Below are 21,460 nucleotides of genomic sequence, written 5' to 3'. Positions count from 1 at the left end.
GTGCCATGGGCACCTCAAGACGGCCTGCGCGGCCGTCTTTTTTTGCGCCGTGTCGCTCGGCTGCCGTGCACTATACTGACATTATCGACGGCAAACGGGTGGGACGGGCGGGCCGGCCCGTCCGCACAGGAGGGGAAGATGAGCAGACACAGCCTGGGCTTTGCCATTCTCTGCGGGGCCGCGCTCCTGCCGGCCGCCGCCGGCGCCGCGCCGCCCACCCAATACTGGATGAGCATCGAGACTCAGAATCAGAGCCTGCCCGGCATGGGCGACATGCTGGGCCGCATGGCGGGGATACCGTCCGGACCGCAGCGCAACCTGCTGCTTCAGCTCGACGCCCCACGCGCCCTGCCCGCCGACCCGCAGGCCACCCATGACGTGCCGCCCGGCCTGGGCATGGGTCCCACCCTGCCCCTGCTGCCCCCGACGCAGGCCCGCGCAGCGCCGGGCGTGCCCGGCCTGCCGGGCCAGGCGGAACGGCCCAAAGCACGCATGCTGCTGTACTGGGGCTGCGGCGCGACGGTGCGCGCCGGGCAGCCGCGCGTCATCGATACCGCGCAGATGAGCCCCACGGCCCTGGGCAAGACCCTGGCGGGGCGCAGCGGCTCCCGGGCCTTCGCGCCGGGAGCGCGGGCCGGCTGGGCCCATGCCGAGTGGCCCAACGAACAGCACCGCCGGGACGTGCCCGCCAGCGGCTCCTTGCAGGGCGAGCACTTCGTCCACGGCAACTACATGCCGGACATCCGCTTCACCCTGGGAGCGCAGCAGGACTTCATGGCGCCGGTGGAGTTCACCGCCCTGCAAGGCGGCCTCGGCGACAGCATCCGCGTCCAGTGGCGCGGCATCCCCACCGCCATCGGCTACTTCGCCCAGGCCATGGGCAGCACCACGGGCGGCGACATGGTCATCTGGAACTCCAGCGAAGTGCCGGACACCGGCTTCGGGCTGCTGGACTACCTGCCCAGCGAGGACGTGCGCCGCTTCATCCGGGAGAAGGCCGTGCTGGCGCCCACCACCACCGAGTGCGCCATTCCCCAGGGCATCTTCAAGGATGCCCAGGGCGCCATGCTGCGTCTCGTGGCCTACGGCGAGGATCTGCATCTGGCCCAGCCGCCGCGGCCGAAGAGTCCGCTCTGGACCGCGCACGTGCGCCTGAAGTCCACCGGCATGGCCATGCTGGGCATGGACAGCGCCGCCGCGGACGCAAGCACCGACGAGGCCAGGCCCACGCCGCCCCGGGACGGCGCCGAACCAGACAACCCGGTCAAGTCGCTGCGGCGCATCTTCGGCTTTTGAGCTCAGGCAGGACGCTTGCGCTTCAGCAGCCCGCCCAGCGCCAGGCTGAGCGCCAGCACGCCGTAGAGCGCGCCCAGGCCGCGCTTGGACAGGCGCTTTTCGTAGCCCGGCGTCAGGCGCTTGGGCACCAGATGGTAGTCGACCACGTAGGCGATTCCGGCCACCGCCGCGCCCCCCAACAGCGCCATGGGGACCTGGCCGCGGTCGGCGTAGTGGCCGAAGAGCTTTTCGTAGACCGTGGCCCACATGACGGTCGCGCCTTCGTTCAGGGCCAGGCCGTTCAGGGTGTACTTGGCGGACACGCCATCCTCCCGGGCGGCTTCATCGCCCCAGAGGCTGTGGCTGACCGCGTTGAGGGTTGCCGCAGCGTGGCCGGTCTCCACCTGGCCGGCCGCCGCCGTGGCCAGATTCATGACCACCCCGGCCATGCCGCCGGACACCGCCCCGTCCTTGATCGCCTCCTGCCAGCTTTTCATCGGGTCACCTCCGTCTGGATACTGCATTTGCCATTGCGCCATCTTGCCGCGCGCCCGGTGCGCCTGTCATCGGACCAAGAGCGGCCGGTGCAGGCGGGCCGGCATGATGCTAAGCTGTGACCCGGTGTCCAACGAGAGAGCCTCGCATGAAGAGAAACGCGCCGTTCGCCATTCTGGCCGCCTTCACCCTGAGCGCCTGCGCCATCCCGCCGGGGCAGATCAAGAAGCAGACGGCGCCCGGCCAGGTCATGCAGAAAACCGGCGTGCATCCCGTATCCGGCGCGCGCCCGGCCGGCAAGCGGGGCTGATCATGGCCATCGATGCCATGGTCACCGCCAAGGGCCGCGCCGAAATCCACAAGCTCATCGCCTCGGATCTGGTCGGCAGTTGGGGCGAGGCCCACCGCACCCTGAAAAAGGTGCTGAGCATGCTGCTGCCGAGCCGGCCCGACTTGGTGCGCAACTACTTCTTTCCCGACGTCTGGCGGCAGATCACGCAATTGGAGAAAAAGGCGGCGGCGCGGGTGATCCTATCGGCCATGATGGCGGCGGTGGTGGCAGAGGCCGGCGCGCCGGCCGTCGAGGAATGGGACCAGGCGCTCTTCTACTGGGAAACGGGCGTGCCCGCCTACATGGAGATGGCGGAGGCCTGGGCGACGGCCCACCCGACGCAATGCCGACGCCCACTGACGCGTGACCGCCGCCCCCCGCAGCTTCCCTTCCCACCCGCCTAGCCTCCGCCCCGACGGAACCTGCGACTTTAAAATCGATCTATACTTGAACCCAGTAAAGAACGACCACTTTTCAGGCGCAGGAGGGAGCCATGCTGATCAAACGGCCCGACGACATCCAAGGCAGCGAGATCACGCCCGAATCGCTGTACCTCGACCGCCGCCGTTTCCTGAAGCACAGCGCGGTGGCGGCGGCCGGGGTGGCCGGCGGCCTGCTACTGCCCGGCCTCCTCGCCAGCGCCGCCGCGGCGCAGGCCACCACGCCGCTGGCCGGGGTCCGCCGCAGCCCCTACAGCACCAGCGAAAAGCCCACCCCCTTCAAGGACATTACCACCTACAACAACTTCTACGAGTTTGGCACCAGCAAGGAAGCGCCCGCCAAACTGGCCGGGAATCTGCGTACCCGCCCCTGGACCGTCAGTGTCGAAGGCCTGGTCAAGCACCCGCGCGTTTACGACATTGACGAGATCCTGAAGCTCGCCCCGTTGGAGGAGCGCATCTACCGCATGCGCTGCGTGGAGGGTTGGTCCATGGTCATTCCCTGGATCGGCCTGCCTCTGAATGCGCTCATCAAGCAGGCGGAGCCGCTCGGCCAGGCCAAGTACGTGGCCTTCATCACCCTCTACGATCCCCGGCAGATGCCCGGCCAGCGCCGCGACGTGCTGCCCTGGCCCTACGTGGACGGCCTGCGCCTGGACGAAGCCATGCACCCGCTCACCCTCCTGGCCGTCGGCCTCTACGGCCGGACCCTGCCCAATCAAAATGGCGCGCCGTTGCGCCTGGTGGTGCCCTGGAAGTACGGTTTCAAGGGGCCGAAGAGCATCGTGCGCATCCGCTTCGTGGCCCAGCAGCCGTCCAGCACCTGGATGCGCGCCTCCCCCGGCGAGTACGGTTTCTACTCCAACGTCAATCCGGACGTGGACCACCCGCGCTGGAGCCAGAAGCGCGAGCGGCGCATCGGCGAGTTCCGCAAACGCCCGACCCTGCTCTTCAACGGCTACGGCGAGCAGGTAGCCCATCTGTACCGGGGCATGGACCTCAAGAAGTATTTCTAGTGAAACCGATCTTCTGGCTCAAACTGGGCGTCTTCACCGCCAGCCTGGTCCCGCTGGCGCAGCTCGTCGTCGACTTCTACGCCGACCAGCTCGGCGCCAATCCCATCGAGGCCATCACCCATTCGACCGGCGACTGGACGCTGATTTTCCTGCTGCTGAGCCTGACGGCCACGCCCCTGCGCCGGCTGAGCGGCTGGCAATGGCCTATGAAGCTGCGCCGCATGCTCGGGCTTTATGCCTTCTTCTACGCCTGCCTGCACTTCACCACCTATGTCTGGCTCGACCAGTTCTTCGACTGGCGCAGCATTCTGGCGGACATTCCGGAACGGCCCTTCATCACCGCAGGCTTTCTCAGCTTCGTCCTGCTCATTCCGCTGGCCGCCACCTCCACCACGGGCATGATACGGCGCCTGGGCAAGCGCTGGGTACGACTGCACCGGCTGGTCTATGCCAGCGCCATCGGCGGGGTGCTTCATTACCTGTGGCTGGTGAAAGCGGATCTCGCGCAGCCGCTGCTTTATGCCGCCATCCTGGGCATGCTGCTCGGCTTCCGCCTGCTGCGCCACTGGAAGGGCGCGGCGGGCGCGCGCCGGCCGCAGGGCATTGCTAACCCGCGAGCTCCCGCCCGGCCGGCTCCTCCTGCGGCGCGCGCCAGCGCAGGCGTGCGCCCAGGGCGAGATGGTCGGACAGGGGTTCGGGAATGACGGTGACCTCCTGGATGTCGAGATCTTCGCTGGCCAGAATGTGATCCAGGGCCACCACGGGACGCCAGCTGGGAAAGGTCACGGGACAGTGCTGCGGCGCTTGCAGATGGGTGTGGCTCAGGAGCCAGGCCATCTCCTCGGAATGGGCGACGCAGTTGAAGTCGCCCATGAGCACCACGCTTGGATACTGGTTGACGATCCTGGCCAGGTAGCGCATCTGCAGCAGGCGTGCGCCGCGCCGCAGGCCGAGGTGGGTCACCAGCACCACCAGCAGGCGACCATGCACCCGATAGTGCAGCTCCAGCACGCCGCGGCCGTCCATCAGGCTCGGCAGCCGGTGGCGCAGCACCTTTTCCGTGGGAAAGCGGCTCAGTGCGCTGTTGGTGTGCTGGGCGAAGTGGCCGAGGTCGCGGGTCACCAGCTGCTCCCAGTAGGGGTAGCCGGCCTTGTTGGCCAGGAAATGCGCCTGGTTCAGGTAGCGCGTGCGAAAGGAACCCGCGTCCGCCTCGTTCAGGCCCACGATGTCGTATTCGCGAATCTGCCTGCTGATGCGCTCCAGGTTGCGGATCGTCTGGCCATGCGGCATGACGTAGCGCCAGCCGTGCAGGATCATGTGGCGCAAGCGGTGCGAGCCGATGCCTACCTGGATGTTGTAGGTCAGAATCCTGAACTCTTCCGGCTGCGTATCTGCAGATGTGAGCATCGGCGTTCTCATGGAACTTGCAGGATAACCGCTACCCGCCCCAACGCCAAGCGGCCGGCGCACGCCCCGCGGCAAACCTGTTCCGCGATGCTGGCGCCGGGGGCACCCGAACCTGCTGCGTGCAGCAGCAGCTCCGCTTACTATACAAAAGCTCGAGGCCGGAGCCAGCGCTACTTTGGTAGCAAGCATCATCCGTCGTTCGGGGAAATTAAGACCTCCATTGGATAGCCTTTGGCCCGGCACTCGGCATAATGAGCCACAGGCCATAGATGCAGCCCGAGACCCGGAGAAGAAATGCGACTGTGGCACAAGCCCAACTCAGGGAGCCGCAATACCGGATTGACCGGAGCCGCGCAAATTGATAGCTTGCTAGCATTCAACCAGATGCGCTGCGCCCATGACCCGACCGTTTAATCCGGAAAATTTCGGTATCCTGCTGGCCGAAACCGCGCGCGCTTGGCGCAGCAAGCTGGACCAGCGCCTCAAACCGCTTGGCCTCAGTCAGGCCAAGTGGGTGGTCCTTCTGTACCTATCCAAAGACCGCGACGGCATGACTCAGAAGGAACTGGCCGAGCGCATCGGCATCGAGGGGCCCACGCTGGTCGGCCTGCTGGACCGGCTGTCGGCCGACGGCTGGATCGAGCGGCGCGAGGCGGTCCATGACCGGCGCAGCAAGACGGTGCACCTCTGCCCGAAAGCCGACGCCACCTTGGAGCAGATGTGGCAAACCGCCGCGGAACTGCGCGCGGAACTGCTCGACGGCATTCCCGTGCAGGACCTGGCCACCTGCATGGAAGTCATCCAACGCATCAAGGCCCGGACAGAAGAACTCAGCTGAACAACCTGAAGGTCTCCATGCCGGAAACGGAAGCGCACCCGGAAGCAAGGCAACGCCGCCTGCGTGCAGCACTCGTGCCCCTCGGCCGCTCCCGGCGCGGGCGCGTCTGGCTGACCGCCATGGCGGCATTGCTGCTCCTCGCCTGGGCGGGGGCTTGGCTCTACCACCGCGTGACCCACGTCGGTACCGACGACGCGCGGGTGGACGGCGATGTCATCGTGCTCAGCAGCCGCGTGGCCGGCCAACTGACCGATTTGGACATCATCGAGGGCGATCGGATCCGCAGGGGGCAGATCCTGGCCCGGGTGGACGAACGCGAAGCCCGCCTGCAGGTAGCCGCCTTGGAAGCCAAGCTGCAGGCCACCCTGGCGCAGGCGGAGCTGGTGCGCGCCCAAAAGGGCATGACCGGCCAGGAGACCCAGGGCCAGTACGAGAGCCAGGCCAGCCGCCTGAGCGCCGCCGAAGCCACCTTGGCGGAACTCGCGCCGCAGCTGCGCCAGAGCCAGGCCGACTATCTGCGCGCCCGCGAGCTGGCGACCCAGAAAATGATTCCTCAGCAGGACATGGAACACGCCCGCACCGCCTACGAGCAGGTGCAGCAGGCCTATCGCAAGGCCGAAGCGGAGCTGCATGCCGCCCGCGGGACCCTCAGCGCCGCCGGCGGCAGCCGCCGCCAGGTACAGGTGCTGGACCGCCAGCAGGCCGTGCTGCAGCATCAGGCCGACGAGATCCGCGCCGAGCTGCAGCGGCAGCGCGTGAATCTGCAGGAGCATACAATCCGCAGTCCGGTGGACGGCGTGGCGGTGATGACCTTCGTGCAGCGAGGCGAGCACGTCTCGCCCGGCCAGCGCATCGCCATGGTGCTCGACCCGCGCAACATCTGGGTGGAAGCCAACGTCAAGGAAACCCAAATCGCCAAGCTGCGGGTCGGGCAGCCGGTGGACATCCATGTGGACGCCTATCCCGACCGCCGGTTCCGCGGCACCGTCTATCGCATCGGGCATGCCGCCACCAGCCAGTTCGCCCTGCTGCCGGACCCGAACCCGAGCGGCACCTTCACCAAGATCACCCAGCGGCTGCCCGTGCGCATCCTCGTGCAGCAGGCAAACGGTCTCCTGCGGCCGGGCATGATGGTGGAGGTGGACATTGACATCCGACAGCACTGAGGCGTTCTTCGCCCGCTACGGGCCGCGCTACAAATGGCTGGTCACCGCCACCGTGATGATGGGCACCATTTCCACGGTGCTCTCCACCACCATCGTCAACGTGGCCATGCCGGACATCATGGGAGCCTACGGCATGGGCCAGGACAAGGTCCAATGGCTGGCCACCGGCTTCCTGGCGGCCACCACCGCCACCATGCTGCTGAATGCCTGGCTGGTGCACAGCTTCGGGCAGCGCTGCACCTATATCGGCGCCATGAGCCTCTTCCTGGCCGCCTCCGTGCTCAGCGGCAACAGCCCCAACGAGAACCTGCTGATCTTCTACCGCGTCCTCCAGGGGGCCGCCGCCGGCATCCTGCAGCCGTTGGCCATGTACACCCTGTTCCGGGTCTTCCCGCCCGAGGAACGCGGCAGCGCCATGGGCATCTACGGCATCGGCGTGGTGCTGGCCCCTGCCCTGGGTCCGGCCCTGGGCGGGGTGCTGGTGGACAACTTCAGCTGGCATTATGTGTTTTACGTGGCCGTGCCCACCAGCATCGCGGGCATCCTGCTGGCCAATCTCTTCATGCCGGGGCGGGAGGGCGCCGGCCCGCGCGCCGCGCTCGACTGGCCGGGCTTTCTGCTCCTGTCCCTGTTTCTGGCCGCCCTGCTGACCGGCCTGTCCAACGGCCAGCGGGAGGGCTGGACCTCGAACTATGTTCTCTCCCTGCTGGGCCTGGCCGGGACGGCGGGAACGGCCTTCATCATCCGCGAGTTGCGCGCTTCCCAACCCATGGTGGACCTGCGCATCCTCGCCAACGGCCGCTTCGCCGCCGCCGCCAGCGTGGCCTTCATCCTCGGCGTGGGCCTCTTCGGCTCCACCTATCTGGTGCCGCTCTTCGTGCAGACCATCCAGCACCTCACGCCCACCCAGTCGGGCCTCCTGCTGATGCCGGCGGGCTTGGCCCTGGGCGTGGTCTTTCCCATCGCCGGACGCCTCAGCGACCGTCTGGCGCCCCACTGGCCCATCATCGCCGGACTCTTCTGCTTTGGACTATCCTCATACTGGATGGGATCGGTGGACGTGAATACGCCCTTCTGGACTCTGGCCTGGTGGATCCTGGCGGGGCGGATCGGCCTTGGGCTCATCATGCCCTCCCTGAATGCCGGCGCGCTGCGGGCCCTGGACCCGGCGCTCCTCGGCCAGGGATCAGGCGTGATCAACTTCATCCGCCAACTGGGCGGCGCCTTCGGCGTCAACCTGCTGTCCGTTTTTCTGGATCGGCGCAGCTTCTTCTACAGCGATGCCCTGACCGCCACCCAGACGGCGGCCAACAGCGCCACCGCCGAGTTCGCGCGCGCGGTCGGCGGGCTGCTCGTACAGGCCGGCACCCCGCAGGACCTGCAGCTGCCGGGCGCTCTGTACTACCTGGGCCGGACCATCTACCTGCAGGCGAGCACCATGGCGTTCCGGGACAGCTTTCTCCTGGTGGCGCTGGTGTTCTTCGCCGCCATGCTCCCGGCCTGGCTCATGGGTCGAACGAAGGAGGCGTGACATGTACCAGACCATACTGCTCTGCTACGACGGCACCCGGGAAGGCCGCCAGGCCCTGCGCGAAGGCGCGGACATGGCGGTTCGCTGCCGGGCCCAGAAAACCCACCTGTTGGCGGTGATGCGGCTGCTGCCCGCCGTGGCGGTGGTGGACGGCGTCATTCCGCAGGAAATCTTCACCCATGAGCAAGAGCTGGCCCGGGAGATCCTCGACGAGGGGGTGGCCAAGCTGCGGGAGCGCGGGCTGGAGGCGGAAGGCCATCTGGCCTTCGGCGAGCCCGTGGAGCAGATCGCGGCCACGGCTCGCCATCTGCGGGCCGACCTGATCGTGCTCGGCCACCGCAACCGCAGCCGGCTGTCCATGTGGTGGCGCAGCTCGGTCAGCGCCTCCCTGGTGGAACAGGCGCCCTGCAGCATCCTGGTGGCGGTGACGGACTGAACGTAAGCCGGGCAGCAGCCGTGGCGGGGCCCGGTAGCGCCAATGGGATGGGAACGGCTGCAGCCGCGAGCACCCGGCCGGGCCGGACGAAGCATCATGTCCCGCATCACGCTGCCGATGCCTATGCGATCGCAGAGGCGGTGCAAGGGATTGAGCGGACGGAACCCGCAGGGGGCAGGTGTCGGCAGCGGCCCGACAGCGGGTGGCTTTGCCGCCGGCTTTCCGGCATCCGATCACTCGCGGGCGAGCCCGCGCCTGCAGGCCCGGCCCAGACGCTCGCGCTCCTAAATCCCCAGGTTCCGCCAGATGCTGGCGGTCGGCTCGGCCTGGTTGAGGGTATAGAAATGCAGGCCCGGCACGCCTTGGCGCAGGAGGTCCTCGCACTGGCGGGTGACCACCTCGATGCCGAAGGCGCGCTGCGATTCGAGGTCGTCGCCGTAGGCTTCCATGCGCTCGCGGATGAAGCGCGGGATCTCGGCGCCGCACAGGGCCGAGAAGCGGGCGATCTGGCCATAGTTGACGATGGGCATGACGCCGACCACCACCGGGATGTCCAGCCCCCGGCGCCGCAGGTCGTCGACGAACTGATAGTAGGCGTTGTTGTTGTAGAAGTATTGGGTGATGGCCACGTCCGCCCCGGCCTCGGCCTTGCGCACGAAGTTGTCCAGGTCCGCCAGCGGATCGGGCGCCTGGGGATGCGCCTCGGGATAGGCGGCCACGTGAATCTCGAAACCACCGAAATCCTTGATGAAGCCCACCAGTTCGTTGGCAAAGCGGAACTCGCCGGGCGTGTCCATGCCCTCGGGCAGGTCGCCGCGCAGGGCGACGATGCGCCTGATGCCTTGGGCGCGGTAGCGCTCCAGGATCTCGCGCACGCCCTCCCGGGTGGAGGCGATGCAGGACAGGTGCGGCACCGCTTCCAGGGGATACTCGTCCTGGATCAGGCGCACCGTGTCGAAGGTGCGCTCCCGGGTGGACCCGCCCGCTCCAAAGGTGACGGAAGCGAAGGCAGGCTTGAGCGGCAGCAGCTCGGCGATGGTCTGCCGCAGCCGCGCCTCGCCCGCGGCGTTCTTCGGGGGAAAGAATTCGATGGAATGCTCTGTCATGGCGAACTCGTGAAAGGTGATTCGTGAAACGTGACAACCATGCTGGACCGGGAGGCGGGCGTCGCGCCGCACCCCGGTCGCATCACGGATCACGAGTCATGCTTCACTGATCAATACCGGTAATGCTCCGGCTTGAACGGGCCTTCCTTGGCGACGTTCAGGTACTTGGCCTGCTCGTCGGTGAGCTCGGTCAGGTGCACGCCGAGCTTCTTGAGGTGCAGGCGCGCCACCTTTTCGTCCAGATGCTTGGGCAGGGTGTAGACCCGCTTTTCGTACTTGCCCTGCTGGGTCCACAACTCGATCTGAGCCATCACCTGGTTGGTGAAGCTGTTGGACATGACGAAGCTCGGGTGGCCGGTGGCGTTGCCCAGGTTCAGCAGACGCCCCTCGGAGAGCAGGGTGATGCGCTTGCCGTCGGGGAAGATCACGTGGTCCACCTGCGGCTTGATGTTGTCCCAGGACAGGTCGCGGATGCTCGCCACGTCGATCTCGTCGTCGAAGTGGCCGATGTTGCCGACGATGGCCTCGTTCTTCATCTGCTCCATATGCTGGCGGGTGATGACCCGGGTGCAGCCGGTGGCGGTGATGAAGATGTCGCCGATGGGCGCGGCCTCGTCCATGGTGACCACCTGGTAGCCCTCCATGGCCGCCTGCAGCGCGCAGATGGGGTCGATTTCGGTGATCAGCACGCGGGCGCCCTGGCCGCGCAGGGACTGGGCACAGCCCTTGCCCACATCACCGTAGCCGGCCACCACGGCCACCTTGCCGGCGATCATCACGTCGGTGGCGCGCTTAATGCCGTCCAGCAGGCTCTCGCGGCAGCCGTAGAGATTGTCGAACTTGCTCTTGGTGACCGAGTCGTTGACGTTGAAGGCGGGGATGCCGAGCTTGCCCTCCTTCATCATCTGGTAGAGGCGGTGCACGCCGGTGGTGGTCTCCTCGGAGACGCCCTGGATATCCTTCAGGAGCTCCGGGTGCTTCTCATGCACCAGCAGGGTCAGATCGCCGCCGTCGTCCAGCAGCATGTTGGGCGTCCAGCCGTCCGGCCCGAAAATGGTCTGCTCCACGCACCACCAGTATTCCTCCTCGGTCTCGCCCTTCCAGGCGAAGACCGGCACGCCGGTGGCGGCGATGGCGGCGGCCGCATGGTCCTGGGTGGAGAAGATGTTGCAGGAGGACCAGCGCACCTCGGCGCCCAGGCTGGTGAGGGTCTCGATGAGCACCGCGGTCTGGATGGTCATGTGCAGGCAACCGGCGATGCGCGCGCCCTTCAGGGGCTGGCTGGCCGCGTATTCCTCGCGCAGGGCCATCAGGCCGGGCATCTCCGTCTCGGCGATGCGGATTTCCTTGCGGCCCCAGTCGGCCAGGGACATGTCCTTGACTTTGAAGTCGGTGAAGTTCTGGTTGATCACAGCGTTCATTACGCATTCTCCCCATGAATGAACGAGCGCCGTTGCATTGAACCCGGTCCTCTCTGAGCCTGGCAGGACTGACGCCTGTTGCAACGCTCCTCAGACAGGACACCCCGCCGCGCCGGCGGCGGAGTACTGTTTACGCGCCCACCGCCTCGCGGGACTTCAGGCCGGCCGCGTCCCGCAGGGCTTCGGCCTTGTCGGTGCGCTCCCAGGTGAACTCGGGCTCCTCGCGGCCGAAGTGGCCGTAGGCCGCGGTCTTGCCGTAGATGGGACGCAGCAGGTCCAGCATCTGGATGATGCCCTTGGGCCGCAGGTCGAAGTGCGCCCGCACCAGCTCGGCGATCTGCTCGTCAGGCAGCTTGCCGGTGCCGAAGGTGTCCACCATGAAGCTCACCGGCTGGGAAATGCCGATGGCGTAGGCGATCTGCACCTCGCACTTGTCCGCCAGGCCGGCGGCCACGATGTTCTTGGCCACGTAGCGGCCGGCATAGCTGGAGGAACGGTCCACCTTGGACGGATCCTTGCCGGAGAAGGCGCCGCCGCCGTGGCTGCCCACGCCGCCGTAGGTGTCGACGATGATCTTGCGCCCGGTCAGGCCGCAGTCGCCCACCGGCCCGCCGATGACGAAGCGGCCGGTCGGGTTGATGAAGTAGCGGGTGTTCTTGGTAAGCATCTCCGGCGGCAGCACCGGCTTGATGATCTCCTCCATCACCGCTTCCTTGAGCGCCTCGTAGCCGATGTCCGGGCTGTGCTGGGTGGACAGCACCACCGCATCGATGGCCACCGGCTTGTCGCCCTCGTAGCAGATGGTCACCTGGCTCTTGGCGTCGGGCCGCAGCCAGGGCAGGCGCCCGTCCTTGCGCACCAGGGCCTGCCGTTCGGTCAGGCGGTGGGCATAGTAGATGGGCATGGGCATCAGCACGGAGGTCTCGTTGGTGGCGTAGCCGAACATGAGGCCCTGATCGCCGGCGCCCTGATCCAGATCCAGTCCCGCGCCCTCGTCCACGCCCATGGCGATGTCGGGCGACTGCCGGTCAATGGTGGTGAGCACCGCGCAGGACTCCCAGTCGAAGCCCATTTCCGAGGAATTGTAGCCGATGCGCTTGACCGTTTGCCGCGCCACCTGGGCGTAGTCCACCTGGGCGCTGGTGGTGATCTCGCCGGCAATCATGACGAGGCCGGTGGTGACCAGAGTCTCGCAGGCCACCCGCGCGCGGGCATCCTGGGACAGGATCGCGTCCAGGATGTTGTCGGAGATCTGGTCGGCGACCTTGTCCGGATGGCCTTCGGATACGGATTCGGAGGTGAAGAGGTAGTTGCGCGGCATTCGAGGCCCCCTTGTTCGATAACAAGCAATGAAATCAGGAATATCTACGGCTTTCCCGGCTGTGGGCGAACTATAGCAAAGGTTCGCACCGAAACTGAACGAGATTTTTCATGGCCGCCGGCTGCGTCACACGCCGAAATACTTGGCCTGCGGGTGATGCGCCACAATGGCGGAAGTGCTGTCCTCCGGCCAGAGCTGATCCTCGTCGCCCATGACCACGCCGATGCGCTCGGCTCCCAGCAGGTCCAGGATCTTGTGCTGGTCGTGCAGGTTCGGGCAGGCCGGATAGCCGAAGGAATAGCGGCTGCCGCGATATTCCTGCTTGATCATGGCCTGGATGTCGCGTGCGTCCTCGCGCGCGAAGCCGAGCTCGGCGCGGATCTGCTTGTGGATGTATTCGGCCAGCCCTTCCGCACCCTCGGCGTTGAGCCCATGCCAGTAGAGGTATTCCTGGTACTGATCGCCGTGGAAGAGCTCGCGGGCATGGTCCGCGGCGTGCTGCCCCACGGTCACCAGCTGGAAGGCCACCACGTCCATCTCGCCCGAGTCCACCGGCCGGAAGAAATCGGCGATGCAGCGCCGCCGCGCCGTCTTCTGGCGCGGGAAGGTGAAGCGGGCGCGCTCCTGGCGGCTTTCCGGGTCCGTGTAGACGATGAGGTCGTCGCCTTCGCTCTGCGCCGGAAAATAGCCATAGACCGCCTTGGGCTGCAGAATGCTCTGCGCTTCCGAAGCCGCCACCAGCCGGTTGAAGATGGGGTCCACCTCGGTGCGTGCCCAAGCCTTGTATTCCTGCGGCGACATCTCGGGCGCCTTGAAGCCCCACTGGAATTTATAGAGCGTGTTGCGGTTGATGTAGGGCACGATGGCGCGCAGGGACACGTGCTCGATCACCCGCGCGCCCCAGAAGGGCGGGATCGGGATCGGGTTGTCGCGGCGCACCGGATCGGAGGATTCCACCGCCGGTTGCCGCCCGTGGTCCGCTTCCAATTCGGTCATTTCCCTCTCCTAGCCGGCGCGCCGGGCAGCATCCCAGGCCATGATCTGTTCCATGAGCTTGAGCCCCTCGAAGGCGTCCTTGGCATAGTGCACCCGCTCGGGGTGGCCGTAGGCCGCGCGGCAGTCGTTCTCCACGAAACGGCGGGTCAGCGCCGCGCCGCCCAGCAGCACCGGGATGTCCAGGCCGCGGCGGCGCATCTCCTCCAGATTTTCCTTCATGATTACCGTGGACTTGACCAGCAGCCCGGACATGCCGATGGCGTGGGCACCGCAGTCGCAGGCGGCCTGGACGATGCTGTCGATGGGCTGCTTGATGCCCAGGTTGACCACCTTGTAGCCGTTGTTGGTCAGAATGATGTCGACGAGATTCTTGCCGATGTCGTGCACGTCGCCCTTGACCGTGGCCAGCACCAGGATGCCCTTCTCCTCGCCCTCCACCTTCTCCATGAAGGGCTCCAGGAAGGCCACCGCCGCCTTCATGGTCTCGGCGCTCTGCAGCACGAAGGGCAACTGCATCTGCCCCGACCCGAAGAGTTCGCCCACCACCTTCATGCCGTCCAGCAGGAAGGTGTTGATGATCTCCAGCGGCGGGTACTGCTCCAGCGCCGCCTTGAGGTCATCCTCCAGGCCCTGCTTGTCGCCGTCGACGATGCGCTGGGTGAGCCGCTCCTCGACGGTGGCCGGCGCCGCTTTCTTGGCGCTGGCCACGGTCACGTCCTTGAAGAGCTCCACGAAGCGCAGCAGGGGGTCGAAGCCCTTGTCGCGGCGGTCGAAGATGAGGTCCTCGGCGGCCTCCACGTGCTCCGGCGGAATCTGGTGCAGCGGCTTGATGGCGGCCACGTGGATGATGGCGGCGGTCAGGCCCCGCTTTTGCGCATGGTGCAGGAAGACCGAGTTCAGCACGTGCCGCGCCGCCGGCTTGAGGCCGAAGGAGATGTTCGACAGCCCGAGCATGATCTGGCACTCGGGCAGCTCCCGGCGAATGCGCTCGATGGCCTCCAGGGTGTTGATGCCGTGGCGGCGGTCCTCCTCGACGCCGGTGCAGATGGTGAAGGTCAAGGGATCGTAGATGAGATCCGAAGCCGGCAGGCCGTAGCGCTTGACGGCGAAGTCGTAGAGCCGGTGGGCGATGGCGAGCTTCTGCTCCACCTCCTTGGCCATGCCCTCCTCGTCGATGGTGAGCGCCACCACCGCCGCGCCGTACTTGCGGGCGAAGCCGAGCACCCGCTCCGCCTTCTCCTCGCCGTCCTCGAAATTGATGGAGTTGATGATGGATTTGCCCCCGAGGAGCTTCAGGGCCGCCTCGAGCACCGGCACCTCGGTGGAGTCGATCATGAGCGGCACCGTCACCTGGCCGCGATAGCGGTTCACCACCTCCTGCATGTCCGCGACCTCGGGCCGACCCACGTAGGCGGTGCACACGTCCAGCACGTGCGAGCCCTCCTTCACCTGATCGCGGGCCACGCCCACCATGGCGTCCCAGTCCTCGGCGGCGAGCAGCTCGCGGAACTTCTTGGAGCCGTTGGCGTTGGCGCGCTCGCCGACGGCCAGCACGGCGTTTTCCTGGCGCAACGGCACCTGGGAGTAGAGGCTGGACACGGCGGGCACCCACTCCGGGCTGCGGGCCCTGGGCCGGCGATCGAAGCCGATGGCCTCGCGCAGGGCGCGGATGTGCTCGGGCGTGGTGCCGCAGCAGCCGCCCACCAGATTGACGCCGTCCTCCTCCACGTAGCGCAGCATCCAGTCGGCCAGCTCCCGGGGGCCCAGCGGATAGACGGTCTGACCCTCCACCAGCATGGGCAGGCCGGCGTTGGGCATGACGGAGATCAGGTGCGGCCAGTTCTCGCCGAGCCAGCGCACGTGCTCGGACATCTCGGCCGGGCCGGTGGCGCAGTTCATGCCCATGCCGTCCACCCCCAGGGCGTGGATGGCGGTGGCGGCGGCGGCGATGTCCGTGCCCACCAGCATGGTGCCGGTGGTCTCGATGGTCACCTGGGCGAAGATGGGCACGTCCATGCCCGCCTCGGCGCGGGCGATCTTGCAGCCGTTCACCGCCGCCTTGACCTGCAGGATGTCCTGGGCGGTCTCGATGAGCAGCAGGTCCACGCCGCCGGCGATGAGCCCGCGCGCCTGCTCGGCATAGGAGTCCTCCAGCACGTCGTAGCTGGTATGCCCCAGACTCGGCAGCTTGGTGCCGGGGCCGATGGAACCGATCACGAAGCGCGGCCACTCGGGCGTGGACAGGGCATCGGCCACGCCGCGGGCGATCTGCGCCGCCTTCTCGTTGATCTCAAAGGTGCGCTCGCTCAGGCCGAACTCGGCCAACACCACCTTGTTGGCGCCGAAGGTATCGGTCTCGACGCAGTCGCTGCCGGCATCGAAGAAGCTCTTGTGGACCGCCGCCACCACGTCGGGACGCGACAGGACTAGGACTTCGGAGCAGTTCTCCAGCCCCCAGTAGTCCTTGTCCAGGTCCAGGTCGAAGGTATGCAGGCTGGTGCCCATGCCGCCGTCGGCAATAAGCACCCGCTCGCGCAGGCGTTCCATGAAGGCGCTCATCGGTCGTGGCGAATCTCGGAAGTTGGGAGAAATCGATTTTTGTTTGGGCGAATACGGCGATTCTTAGCTTAGCAGATTCGCCCGGACCAGCTGAATGTATCAAAAGTCGGTGTCTGCGCTAAGCCAGAATTTTTCATCCACAACATGAATGCGCTTCCGGTGGCACACGCCATCGGCAGCACCCCTTGCCAAGCCCGGGGGCGATGCAGCAAGATGCCGGCATGCATCGGCTTTTCCTCCTGCTTCTGGCCCTGTGCCTGCCTTGGGCCCCGGCCCGGGCCGCGATCACGGTCACCGACGACAGCGGCCGGGTGCTCAGCCTGGCGGCGCCGGCGCAACGCATCGTCAGCCTGGCGCCCAGCCTCACGGAAACACTGCTGGATCTGGGTGCCGGCGCCCGCTTGGTGGGCGTGGACGACAGCAGCGTCGCCCTCGTGCCGGGCACCGCCCGCATGGGCGCGCTGGGTCGCTGGGATATGGAGCGGCTGCTGGCGGCACGCCCGGACCTCATCCTCGTCTTCGGCGAGGCCGGACGCGATGCCGCGCTGGCACGGCTGAGCAGCGGCCGGGGCATCCCGGTCTTCTACTCCAACCCGCAGCGGCTGCACGACATCCCCCGCCTCATCGAACAACTCGGCGCCTTGAGCGGCCGGCAGGAACGGGGCCGGCTGCTGGCACGCGAACTCGCCGCGGGACTGGCGCGCCTGCGTCCGCCCGCCGGCCGGATGCCGCTGCGGGTCTTCTATCAACTCTGGCCCAAGCCGCTGATTACCATCAACGGCCATACCTTCCTGAGCGACGCCATCCGCCACTGCGGCGGCGCCAACATCTTCGCCGGCCTGCCGGCCCCGAGCCCCGTGGTCAGCATGGAAGCGGTGCTGAGCGCCGATCCGGACGTGATCCTGGCCGGCGACGACGGCCCCGAGCCATTCGCCCAGTGGCGCCGCTTCCCGCAGCTGACGGCCGTCAAGCACCAGCGGCTCTACCGCCTGGACGCCGACCGCCTGCACCGGCCCGGCTCGCGCATCCTGCCAGGCGTGGCGGCTTTGTGCCAAACCCTGGCTGGAACCCGCTGATGGACACCGTCCATACCAGCATCCTGCCTTGGCAGCGCCGGGAGCGGATCCTCTTCGCCGCGCTCCTGCTCCTCACCCCCCTCTGCTTACTCGCCGGCCTCCTCTGGGGCAGCCAGCCTCTGAGCCCCGACCGGCTCTGGCGGCCCGATCCGCTGAGCCGCGACATCCTGTGGACCCTGCGCCTGCCGCGGGTGCTGACAGCCTTTGCCGTCGGCGGCCTGCTCGCCTTGGCAGGCGCCGTCCTGCAAACCCTGCTGCGCAATCCTTTGGCGGATCCTTACATCCTCGGGCTCTCAGGAGGGGCGGCGCTGGCCTCCTTGCTGGCGATGCTGTTGGGCGCGGCCGCACCGTGGCAACCCATGGCGGGTTTTCTGGGAGCACTGGGAACGGCGCTGATCCTCTTCACCCTGGCCCGCAGTCCGCAGCTGCTGCCGGAACGCCTGCTGCTCAACGGCGTCATGCTCGCCGCCGCTCTTGGCGCCGCCCTCGCGCTTCTGCTCAGCATCAGCCCGGATGCACAGCTGCGCGGCGTGCTGTTCTGGCTCATGGGCGATCTCTCCCAAAGCAATGCCTGGCCACCGGCTCTGGCCATGCTGGCCATAGGGCTCGCGGTGGCCTTGCCTCTGGCCCGCGGGCTGGAGCTGCTGAACCTGGGGGAAAGGCATGCCAGCGCGCTGGGCCTGCCGGTGACGGCACTGCGCTGGGGACTCTTCGCCTTGACTGCCGCGCTCACTGCCACGGCGGTTGCCGTGGCAGGCAGCATCGGCTTCATCGGCCTGCTCGTACCGCACCTGCTGCGCGTGCTCGACATCAGCAGCCAACGCTGGCTGCTGGCAGGAGCGGCACTGCTCGGCGGCGATCTGCTGATCCTCGCTGACACGCTGTCGCGCAGCATCGCCGCGCCCTTGCAGCTCCCGGTGGGTGCCGTGACCGCCTTGCTCGGGGCACCGCTTTTCCTTTACCTGCTGCATCGCCAGCGTCAATGAGCCTGCTCAGCACCGCTCAACTTGCCCTCGACCGCGGCGGCCGCACACTTTACCGCCATCTGGACCTGGAAATCCGGACAGGAGAAGTCTGGGCCGTGCTCGGTCCCAACGGCACCGGGAAAAGCTCTCTCTTGCAGCAGTTGACCGGCCTGCTCCCCAGCCCGCCCGGCGCCATCCGCCTGGCGGGGCGCGCCCTCGGGGATTGGCCATCGCGCGAGCTTGCCCGTTTTCGCGCATTGATCCTGCAAGAGCAGGAGATGGGAGTGCCCATGCGAGTCTGGGACCGTGTACTGCTGGGTTGCCACCCGCATCTGGGCTTGTGGGGGCGGGTTGGCGCAGAGGAACAAGCGCGCGTGCAGGCGGTTTTGGCCACGATGGACTTGTCCGCCCTGGCCGGGCGGCTCCTGCAGGAGCTGTCGGGTGGCGAGCGACAGCGGGTGGCCTTGGCGGCTGCAATGGTCCAGGCGCCCCGACTCTGGCTGGCAGATGAACCCAACAATCATCTGGACCCGCGCCACCAGCTGCGATGGATGGAATGGCTGCGCCAGCGGGTGATTACCCAAGCCGGTGCAGCCATCGTCGCGCTGCACGACGTCAATTTGGCCGCCCGTTTCTGTGACCGGATCCTGCTGCTTTTCCCCGACGGCAATCATATCCAGGGAGACCGGAGGCAAGTCCTGCAGGCCAGTGTGCTGACGTCGCTCTACGACTGTCCGGTCGGCCAAGTCGACGGACCCGGCTTTCCGGTTTTCTACTGGGGCCGGCCCGGGCCTGACTGATCAGCCCATGGCCGACCTGAGATTGTTCGAGGCCGAAGTGGGCTGTCCGCCAAGCGGCTCCGTCGACTCCCGCCTCACGCAGTTTCTCTGCAAGATCCAATCGTGGCAGGCCGCGGCCGGCATCGGACGGCCGAAGTAATATCCCTGCAGGACCTCCACGCCGATCTCCCGCAGGATTTGGGCACTCTCGCCGTCCTCCACCCCTTCCGCCACCAGGCACAAACCCAGGGCATGCCCCATGTCAGCAATGCTCTGAACCATGCTGCGACCTCCTGCCGTCTTGATCCGCCGCACGAAGGAGAGGTCGATCTTGAGCTCGTTCACGGGCATTTCATGCAAGTGCGACAGCGCGGAATAGCCCGTGCCGAAATCATCGAGGGAGATGACGAAGCCCGCCTTGGAGAGTTCGGCCAGGCAGGCGGCCGCCTGCCCGGCATCCTGCATGGCCAGGCTTTCGGTAACCTCCAGCGTCAATTGCCGGGGCTGGATGGCGTGCTGCTCCGTCAGCCGCAGCAGCATGTGGACGAAATCCGGCGAGAACAGTTGCCGCTTTGAGATGTTGACCGACAAGCGCAGCGACAATCCCTGCTCCTGCCAGCGCCTCAGTTGCGCCAGAGCCTGCTCGATCACCTGCTGGCCCAGCGCATGGATCAGGCCCAGGCATTCCGCCATGTGCACGAAAGTGCCGGGACCGACCCAGCCATGCTTCTCGTCATGCCAGCGGGCCAGTGCCTCGAGTCCCTGGATGCAGCCGCTCCTGGCATCCACCAGGGGTTGGTAGTGCACCTGTATCTGCCCCTGCCTGACGGCGGCACGCAGACGCGATCCCAGATCGAACTCCTTGTCTACCAGTCCTTGGCTTTGCAAGCTGGAAAACAGCTGGATGTTGTTGCGCCCCTGGGATTTGGCGTGAAAGAGCGCCTTGTCGGCCTGGATGAGCAGCGCCTCGCAGCTTTCCGCATCATCCGGGAACATGGCAGCCCCAATGCTCAGGGAGATGTAGGCATCCACATCTTCCAGGAAGAGTTTCTTATGCACGCTTTCCAGCAGGCGCTCTCCCAAGGCGCGGACGCTGTCCAGGTTGTCTGCTTCCGGAACCAGAATGACGAACTCATCGCCGCCCCAACGCGCGAGAGTGTCCGATTCGCGCAACGACTCCTGCAGGCACTTGGTAACCGCCAGCAACAGTTGATCGCCCGCCTTGTGGCCGTAGACGTCATTCACCTGCTTGAAGTTGTCGAGATCCACGAACATGAGGGCCACGCGTTGGCTCATCCGCCTGGCCTGGCAGATGGCGCGATCCATCCGGTCTTCCAGCAGGATGCGGTTGGGCAGGCCGGTCAGGGCATCATGCAGGGCCATCTGGGTAATGCGCTTTTCCTGCAGGTAGGATTCGGTGATGTCACGCAGCACCCCCCGGATACCCTGGATCCGGCCTTCCTGCCGATGCAGGGTGAAGCGGCCTTCGACCCAGCTTTCCCCTCCATCCTGCCGTTGCAAGCGGAAGCGGACGCTCACCGTATCCTGCTCGCCGCCCCTGAGTTTCGCGAGCCCTTCCTCCAGCAATGGCCGGTCATCCCGTTCCAGGTAATCGGCCAGGCAGGTGTCCGGCTGGCCGGTGATCAGCCCCGCGCTGCCTCCCAGCAGCTTGCCCCAACAATCGGAGACTTGGACGATGCAGCCGCGCAAGGACAGTTCGATCACCACCTCGTCGAAGAGACTCAGGGTGTTCAGGTAATCCGCGCGCGCCTCGGCGGCGGCGCGCGCCTTGTTCAATTCCGTGATTTCGTCGAGTTCGCTGCGGAAGCGGAGGAGTTTCAGGCTCTTTTCTATGATGCAAAAGCCGGTGGCGGCAGAGATGAGCAGATTGACGCCAGCGAAAGCCAGGAGAAAGATCCAGATCCAGCGCTGATCGGGATGCAGGTAGAAGAGGATCCCGCAGGCGGTAACGTATACGCCGATGATGGTCCGGATGGTGGGTTCGATGTAAGGCAGCTTGCGCTCGTTTTGTTTCGGCATATCCACTCTGTTAGACAAAGCTTATCGTTGTAGTACTGGCCATGCGGGGAGGGGCTCCCGAGCCAGATCCTCGTTTTTCAATGATAGACGAAAAAATTCCGCCGCTACCGAACGGTCCTCTCGCGGCAGACCGGCCAGGCTGCCTGCACTCCGGCTCAAGGGGCTTCGTAATCGGCCGCAAGAACGGTAGTATGGGAGCCGCATATGCAGCGGACACCCGATGGCCGAGCCCACCCAAGGAAGCGAAGCGGCCTTTCGTGCT

At 66.5% G+C, this 21,460-nt stretch carries 20 protein-coding genes and 1 riboswitch; of the genes, 12 read left to right on the top strand and 8 right to left on the bottom strand.

The features are described 5' to 3' along the window. The first annotated feature begins 138 nt into the window (after positions 1–138). Complete coding sequence (locus tag G579_RS16895) at positions 139–1,296, top strand: hypothetical protein (protein WP_051181350.1); 1,158 nt, start codon at positions 139–141, stop codon at positions 1,294–1,296. Between the two features lie 2 nt (positions 1,297–1,298). Here G579_RS16895 and G579_RS0109665 read toward each other — a convergent pair whose 3' ends face one another. Continuing rightward, positions 1,299–1,772, bottom strand: coding sequence for a hypothetical protein (locus G579_RS0109665; protein ID WP_028990020.1), 474 nt, complete (start codon positions 1,770–1,772; stop codon positions 1,299–1,301). Positions 1,773–1,918: 146 nt separating this feature from the next. Here G579_RS0109665 and G579_RS19040 point away from each other — a divergent pair, with 146 nt between their 5' ends. The 4 genes from G579_RS19040 (at position 1,919) to G579_RS16890 (ending at position 4,261) form a co-directional block, all read left to right on the top strand. Beyond that, on the top strand, positions 1,919–2,080 hold the full coding sequence (locus G579_RS19040; protein ID WP_155989799.1) for a hypothetical protein: 162 nt from the start codon (positions 1,919–1,921) through the stop codon (positions 2,078–2,080). Positions 2,081–2,082: 2 nt separating this feature from the next. Next, positions 2,083–2,505, top strand: a complete 423-nt coding sequence (locus G579_RS19035) for a hypothetical protein (RefSeq protein ID WP_051181348.1) — start codon at positions 2,083–2,085, stop codon at positions 2,503–2,505. 89 nt (positions 2,506–2,594) lie between these two features. Next, positions 2,595–3,557: a protein-methionine-sulfoxide reductase catalytic subunit MsrP gene (gene msrP / locus G579_RS0109650; protein ID WP_028990018.1), complete on the top strand. Its 963-nt coding sequence runs from the start codon at positions 2,595–2,597 to the stop codon at positions 3,555–3,557. Next, entirely contained in the window at positions 3,557–4,261 is a 705-nt protein-coding gene (locus tag G579_RS16890; protein WP_081662711.1) for a protein-methionine-sulfoxide reductase heme-binding subunit MsrQ, read from the top strand. The genes msrP and G579_RS16890 overlap by 1 nt, the downstream gene beginning before the upstream one ends. Here the strand turns inward: G579_RS16890 and G579_RS16885 are convergent. Further along, the gene (locus tag G579_RS16885; protein ID WP_038019263.1) at positions 4,164–4,964 is read right to left on the bottom strand and encodes an endonuclease/exonuclease/phosphatase family protein; all 801 of its coding nucleotides are present in this window, start codon (positions 4,962–4,964) and stop codon (positions 4,164–4,166) included. The genes G579_RS16890 and G579_RS16885 overlap by 98 nt on opposite strands. A gap of 397 nt (positions 4,965–5,361) precedes the next feature. Between G579_RS16885 and G579_RS0109630 the strand changes: the two genes are divergently transcribed. The 4 genes from G579_RS0109630 to G579_RS16875 are packed head-to-tail and all read left to right on the top strand — an operon-like array spanning position 5,362 to position 8,935. Continuing rightward, the gene (locus tag G579_RS0109630) at positions 5,362–5,802 is read left to right on the top strand and encodes a MarR family winged helix-turn-helix transcriptional regulator (RefSeq protein WP_028990017.1); all 441 of its coding nucleotides are present in this window, start codon (positions 5,362–5,364) and stop codon (positions 5,800–5,802) included. Between the two features lie 17 nt (positions 5,803–5,819). Then, positions 5,820–6,968: an HlyD family secretion protein gene (locus tag G579_RS0109625; RefSeq protein ID WP_081662710.1), complete on the top strand. Its 1,149-nt coding sequence runs from the start codon at positions 5,820–5,822 to the stop codon at positions 6,966–6,968. Further along, complete coding sequence (locus tag G579_RS16880; protein WP_038019260.1) at positions 6,949–8,499, top strand: DHA2 family efflux MFS transporter permease subunit; 1,551 nt, start codon at positions 6,949–6,951, stop codon at positions 8,497–8,499. The genes G579_RS0109625 and G579_RS16880 overlap by 20 nt, the downstream gene beginning before the upstream one ends. 1 nt (position 8,500) lies before the next feature. Continuing rightward, positions 8,501–8,935, top strand: a complete 435-nt coding sequence (locus G579_RS16875; RefSeq protein WP_051181346.1) for a universal stress protein — start codon at positions 8,501–8,503, stop codon at positions 8,933–8,935. A gap of 284 nt (positions 8,936–9,219) precedes the next feature. On the opposite strand, the gene metF is transcribed toward G579_RS16875, so the two are convergent. From metF to metH, 5 genes are all read right to left on the bottom strand, one after another. Continuing rightward, complete coding sequence (gene metF / locus G579_RS0109610; RefSeq protein WP_028990015.1) at positions 9,220–10,041, bottom strand: methylenetetrahydrofolate reductase [NAD(P)H]; 822 nt, start codon at positions 10,039–10,041, stop codon at positions 9,220–9,222. Between the two features lie 110 nt (positions 10,042–10,151). Continuing rightward, entirely contained in the window at positions 10,152–11,462 is a 1,311-nt protein-coding gene (ahcY, locus tag G579_RS0109605; RefSeq protein WP_028990014.1) for an adenosylhomocysteinase, read from the bottom strand. 17 nt (positions 11,463–11,479) lie between these two features. Next, positions 11,480–11,560, bottom strand: a riboswitch (S-adenosyl-L-homocysteine riboswitch). Between the two features lie 32 nt (positions 11,561–11,592). Then, the gene (metK, locus tag G579_RS0109600; RefSeq protein ID WP_028990013.1) at positions 11,593–12,783 is read right to left on the bottom strand and encodes a methionine adenosyltransferase; all 1,191 of its coding nucleotides are present in this window, start codon (positions 12,781–12,783) and stop codon (positions 11,593–11,595) included. A 126-nt stretch (positions 12,784–12,909) separates the two neighbouring features. Further along, on the bottom strand, positions 12,910–13,779 hold the full coding sequence (locus G579_RS19200) for a vitamin B12 dependent-methionine synthase activation domain-containing protein (protein ID WP_081662709.1): 870 nt from the start codon (positions 13,777–13,779) through the stop codon (positions 12,910–12,912). Between the two features lie 9 nt (positions 13,780–13,788). Then, positions 13,789–16,326: a methionine synthase gene (gene metH, locus G579_RS16870; RefSeq protein ID WP_211218709.1), complete on the bottom strand. Its 2,538-nt coding sequence runs from the start codon at positions 16,324–16,326 to the stop codon at positions 13,789–13,791. 233 nt (positions 16,327–16,559) lie between these two features. Between metH and G579_RS0109590 the strand changes: the two genes are divergently transcribed. Genes G579_RS0109590 through G579_RS16865 form a run of 3 tightly spaced genes read left to right on the top strand, consistent with a single transcriptional unit; the run spans position 16,560 to position 19,179 of the window. Beyond that, on the top strand, positions 16,560–17,414 hold the full coding sequence (locus tag G579_RS0109590; protein WP_028990012.1) for a cobalamin-binding protein: 855 nt from the start codon (positions 16,560–16,562) through the stop codon (positions 17,412–17,414). Beyond that, a complete protein-coding gene (locus G579_RS0109585) occupies positions 17,414–18,400 on the top strand; it encodes a FecCD family ABC transporter permease (protein WP_051181344.1) in 987 nt (328 codons plus the stop codon). The genes G579_RS0109590 and G579_RS0109585 overlap by 1 nt, the downstream gene beginning before the upstream one ends. After that, the gene (locus G579_RS16865; protein WP_038019256.1) at positions 18,397–19,179 is read left to right on the top strand and encodes an ABC transporter ATP-binding protein; all 783 of its coding nucleotides are present in this window, start codon (positions 18,397–18,399) and stop codon (positions 19,177–19,179) included. The genes G579_RS0109585 and G579_RS16865 overlap by 4 nt, the downstream gene beginning before the upstream one ends. Here G579_RS16865 and G579_RS16860 read toward each other — a convergent pair whose 3' ends face one another. After that, positions 19,180–21,198 (bottom strand): putative bifunctional diguanylate cyclase/phosphodiesterase, encoded by a 2,019-nt coding sequence (locus tag G579_RS16860; RefSeq protein WP_051181342.1) that lies wholly within the window; start codon positions 21,196–21,198, stop codon positions 19,180–19,182. It lies immediately after the preceding gene. Positions 21,199–21,460 lie beyond the last annotated feature (262 nt).

Source organism: Thermithiobacillus tepidarius DSM 3134 (genome assembly GCF_000423825.1).
Taxonomy (GTDB): domain Bacteria; phylum Pseudomonadota; class Gammaproteobacteria; order Acidithiobacillales; family Thermithiobacillaceae; genus Thermithiobacillus; species Thermithiobacillus tepidarius.
This window is presented reverse-complemented; position numbering and strand designations above follow the sequence as displayed.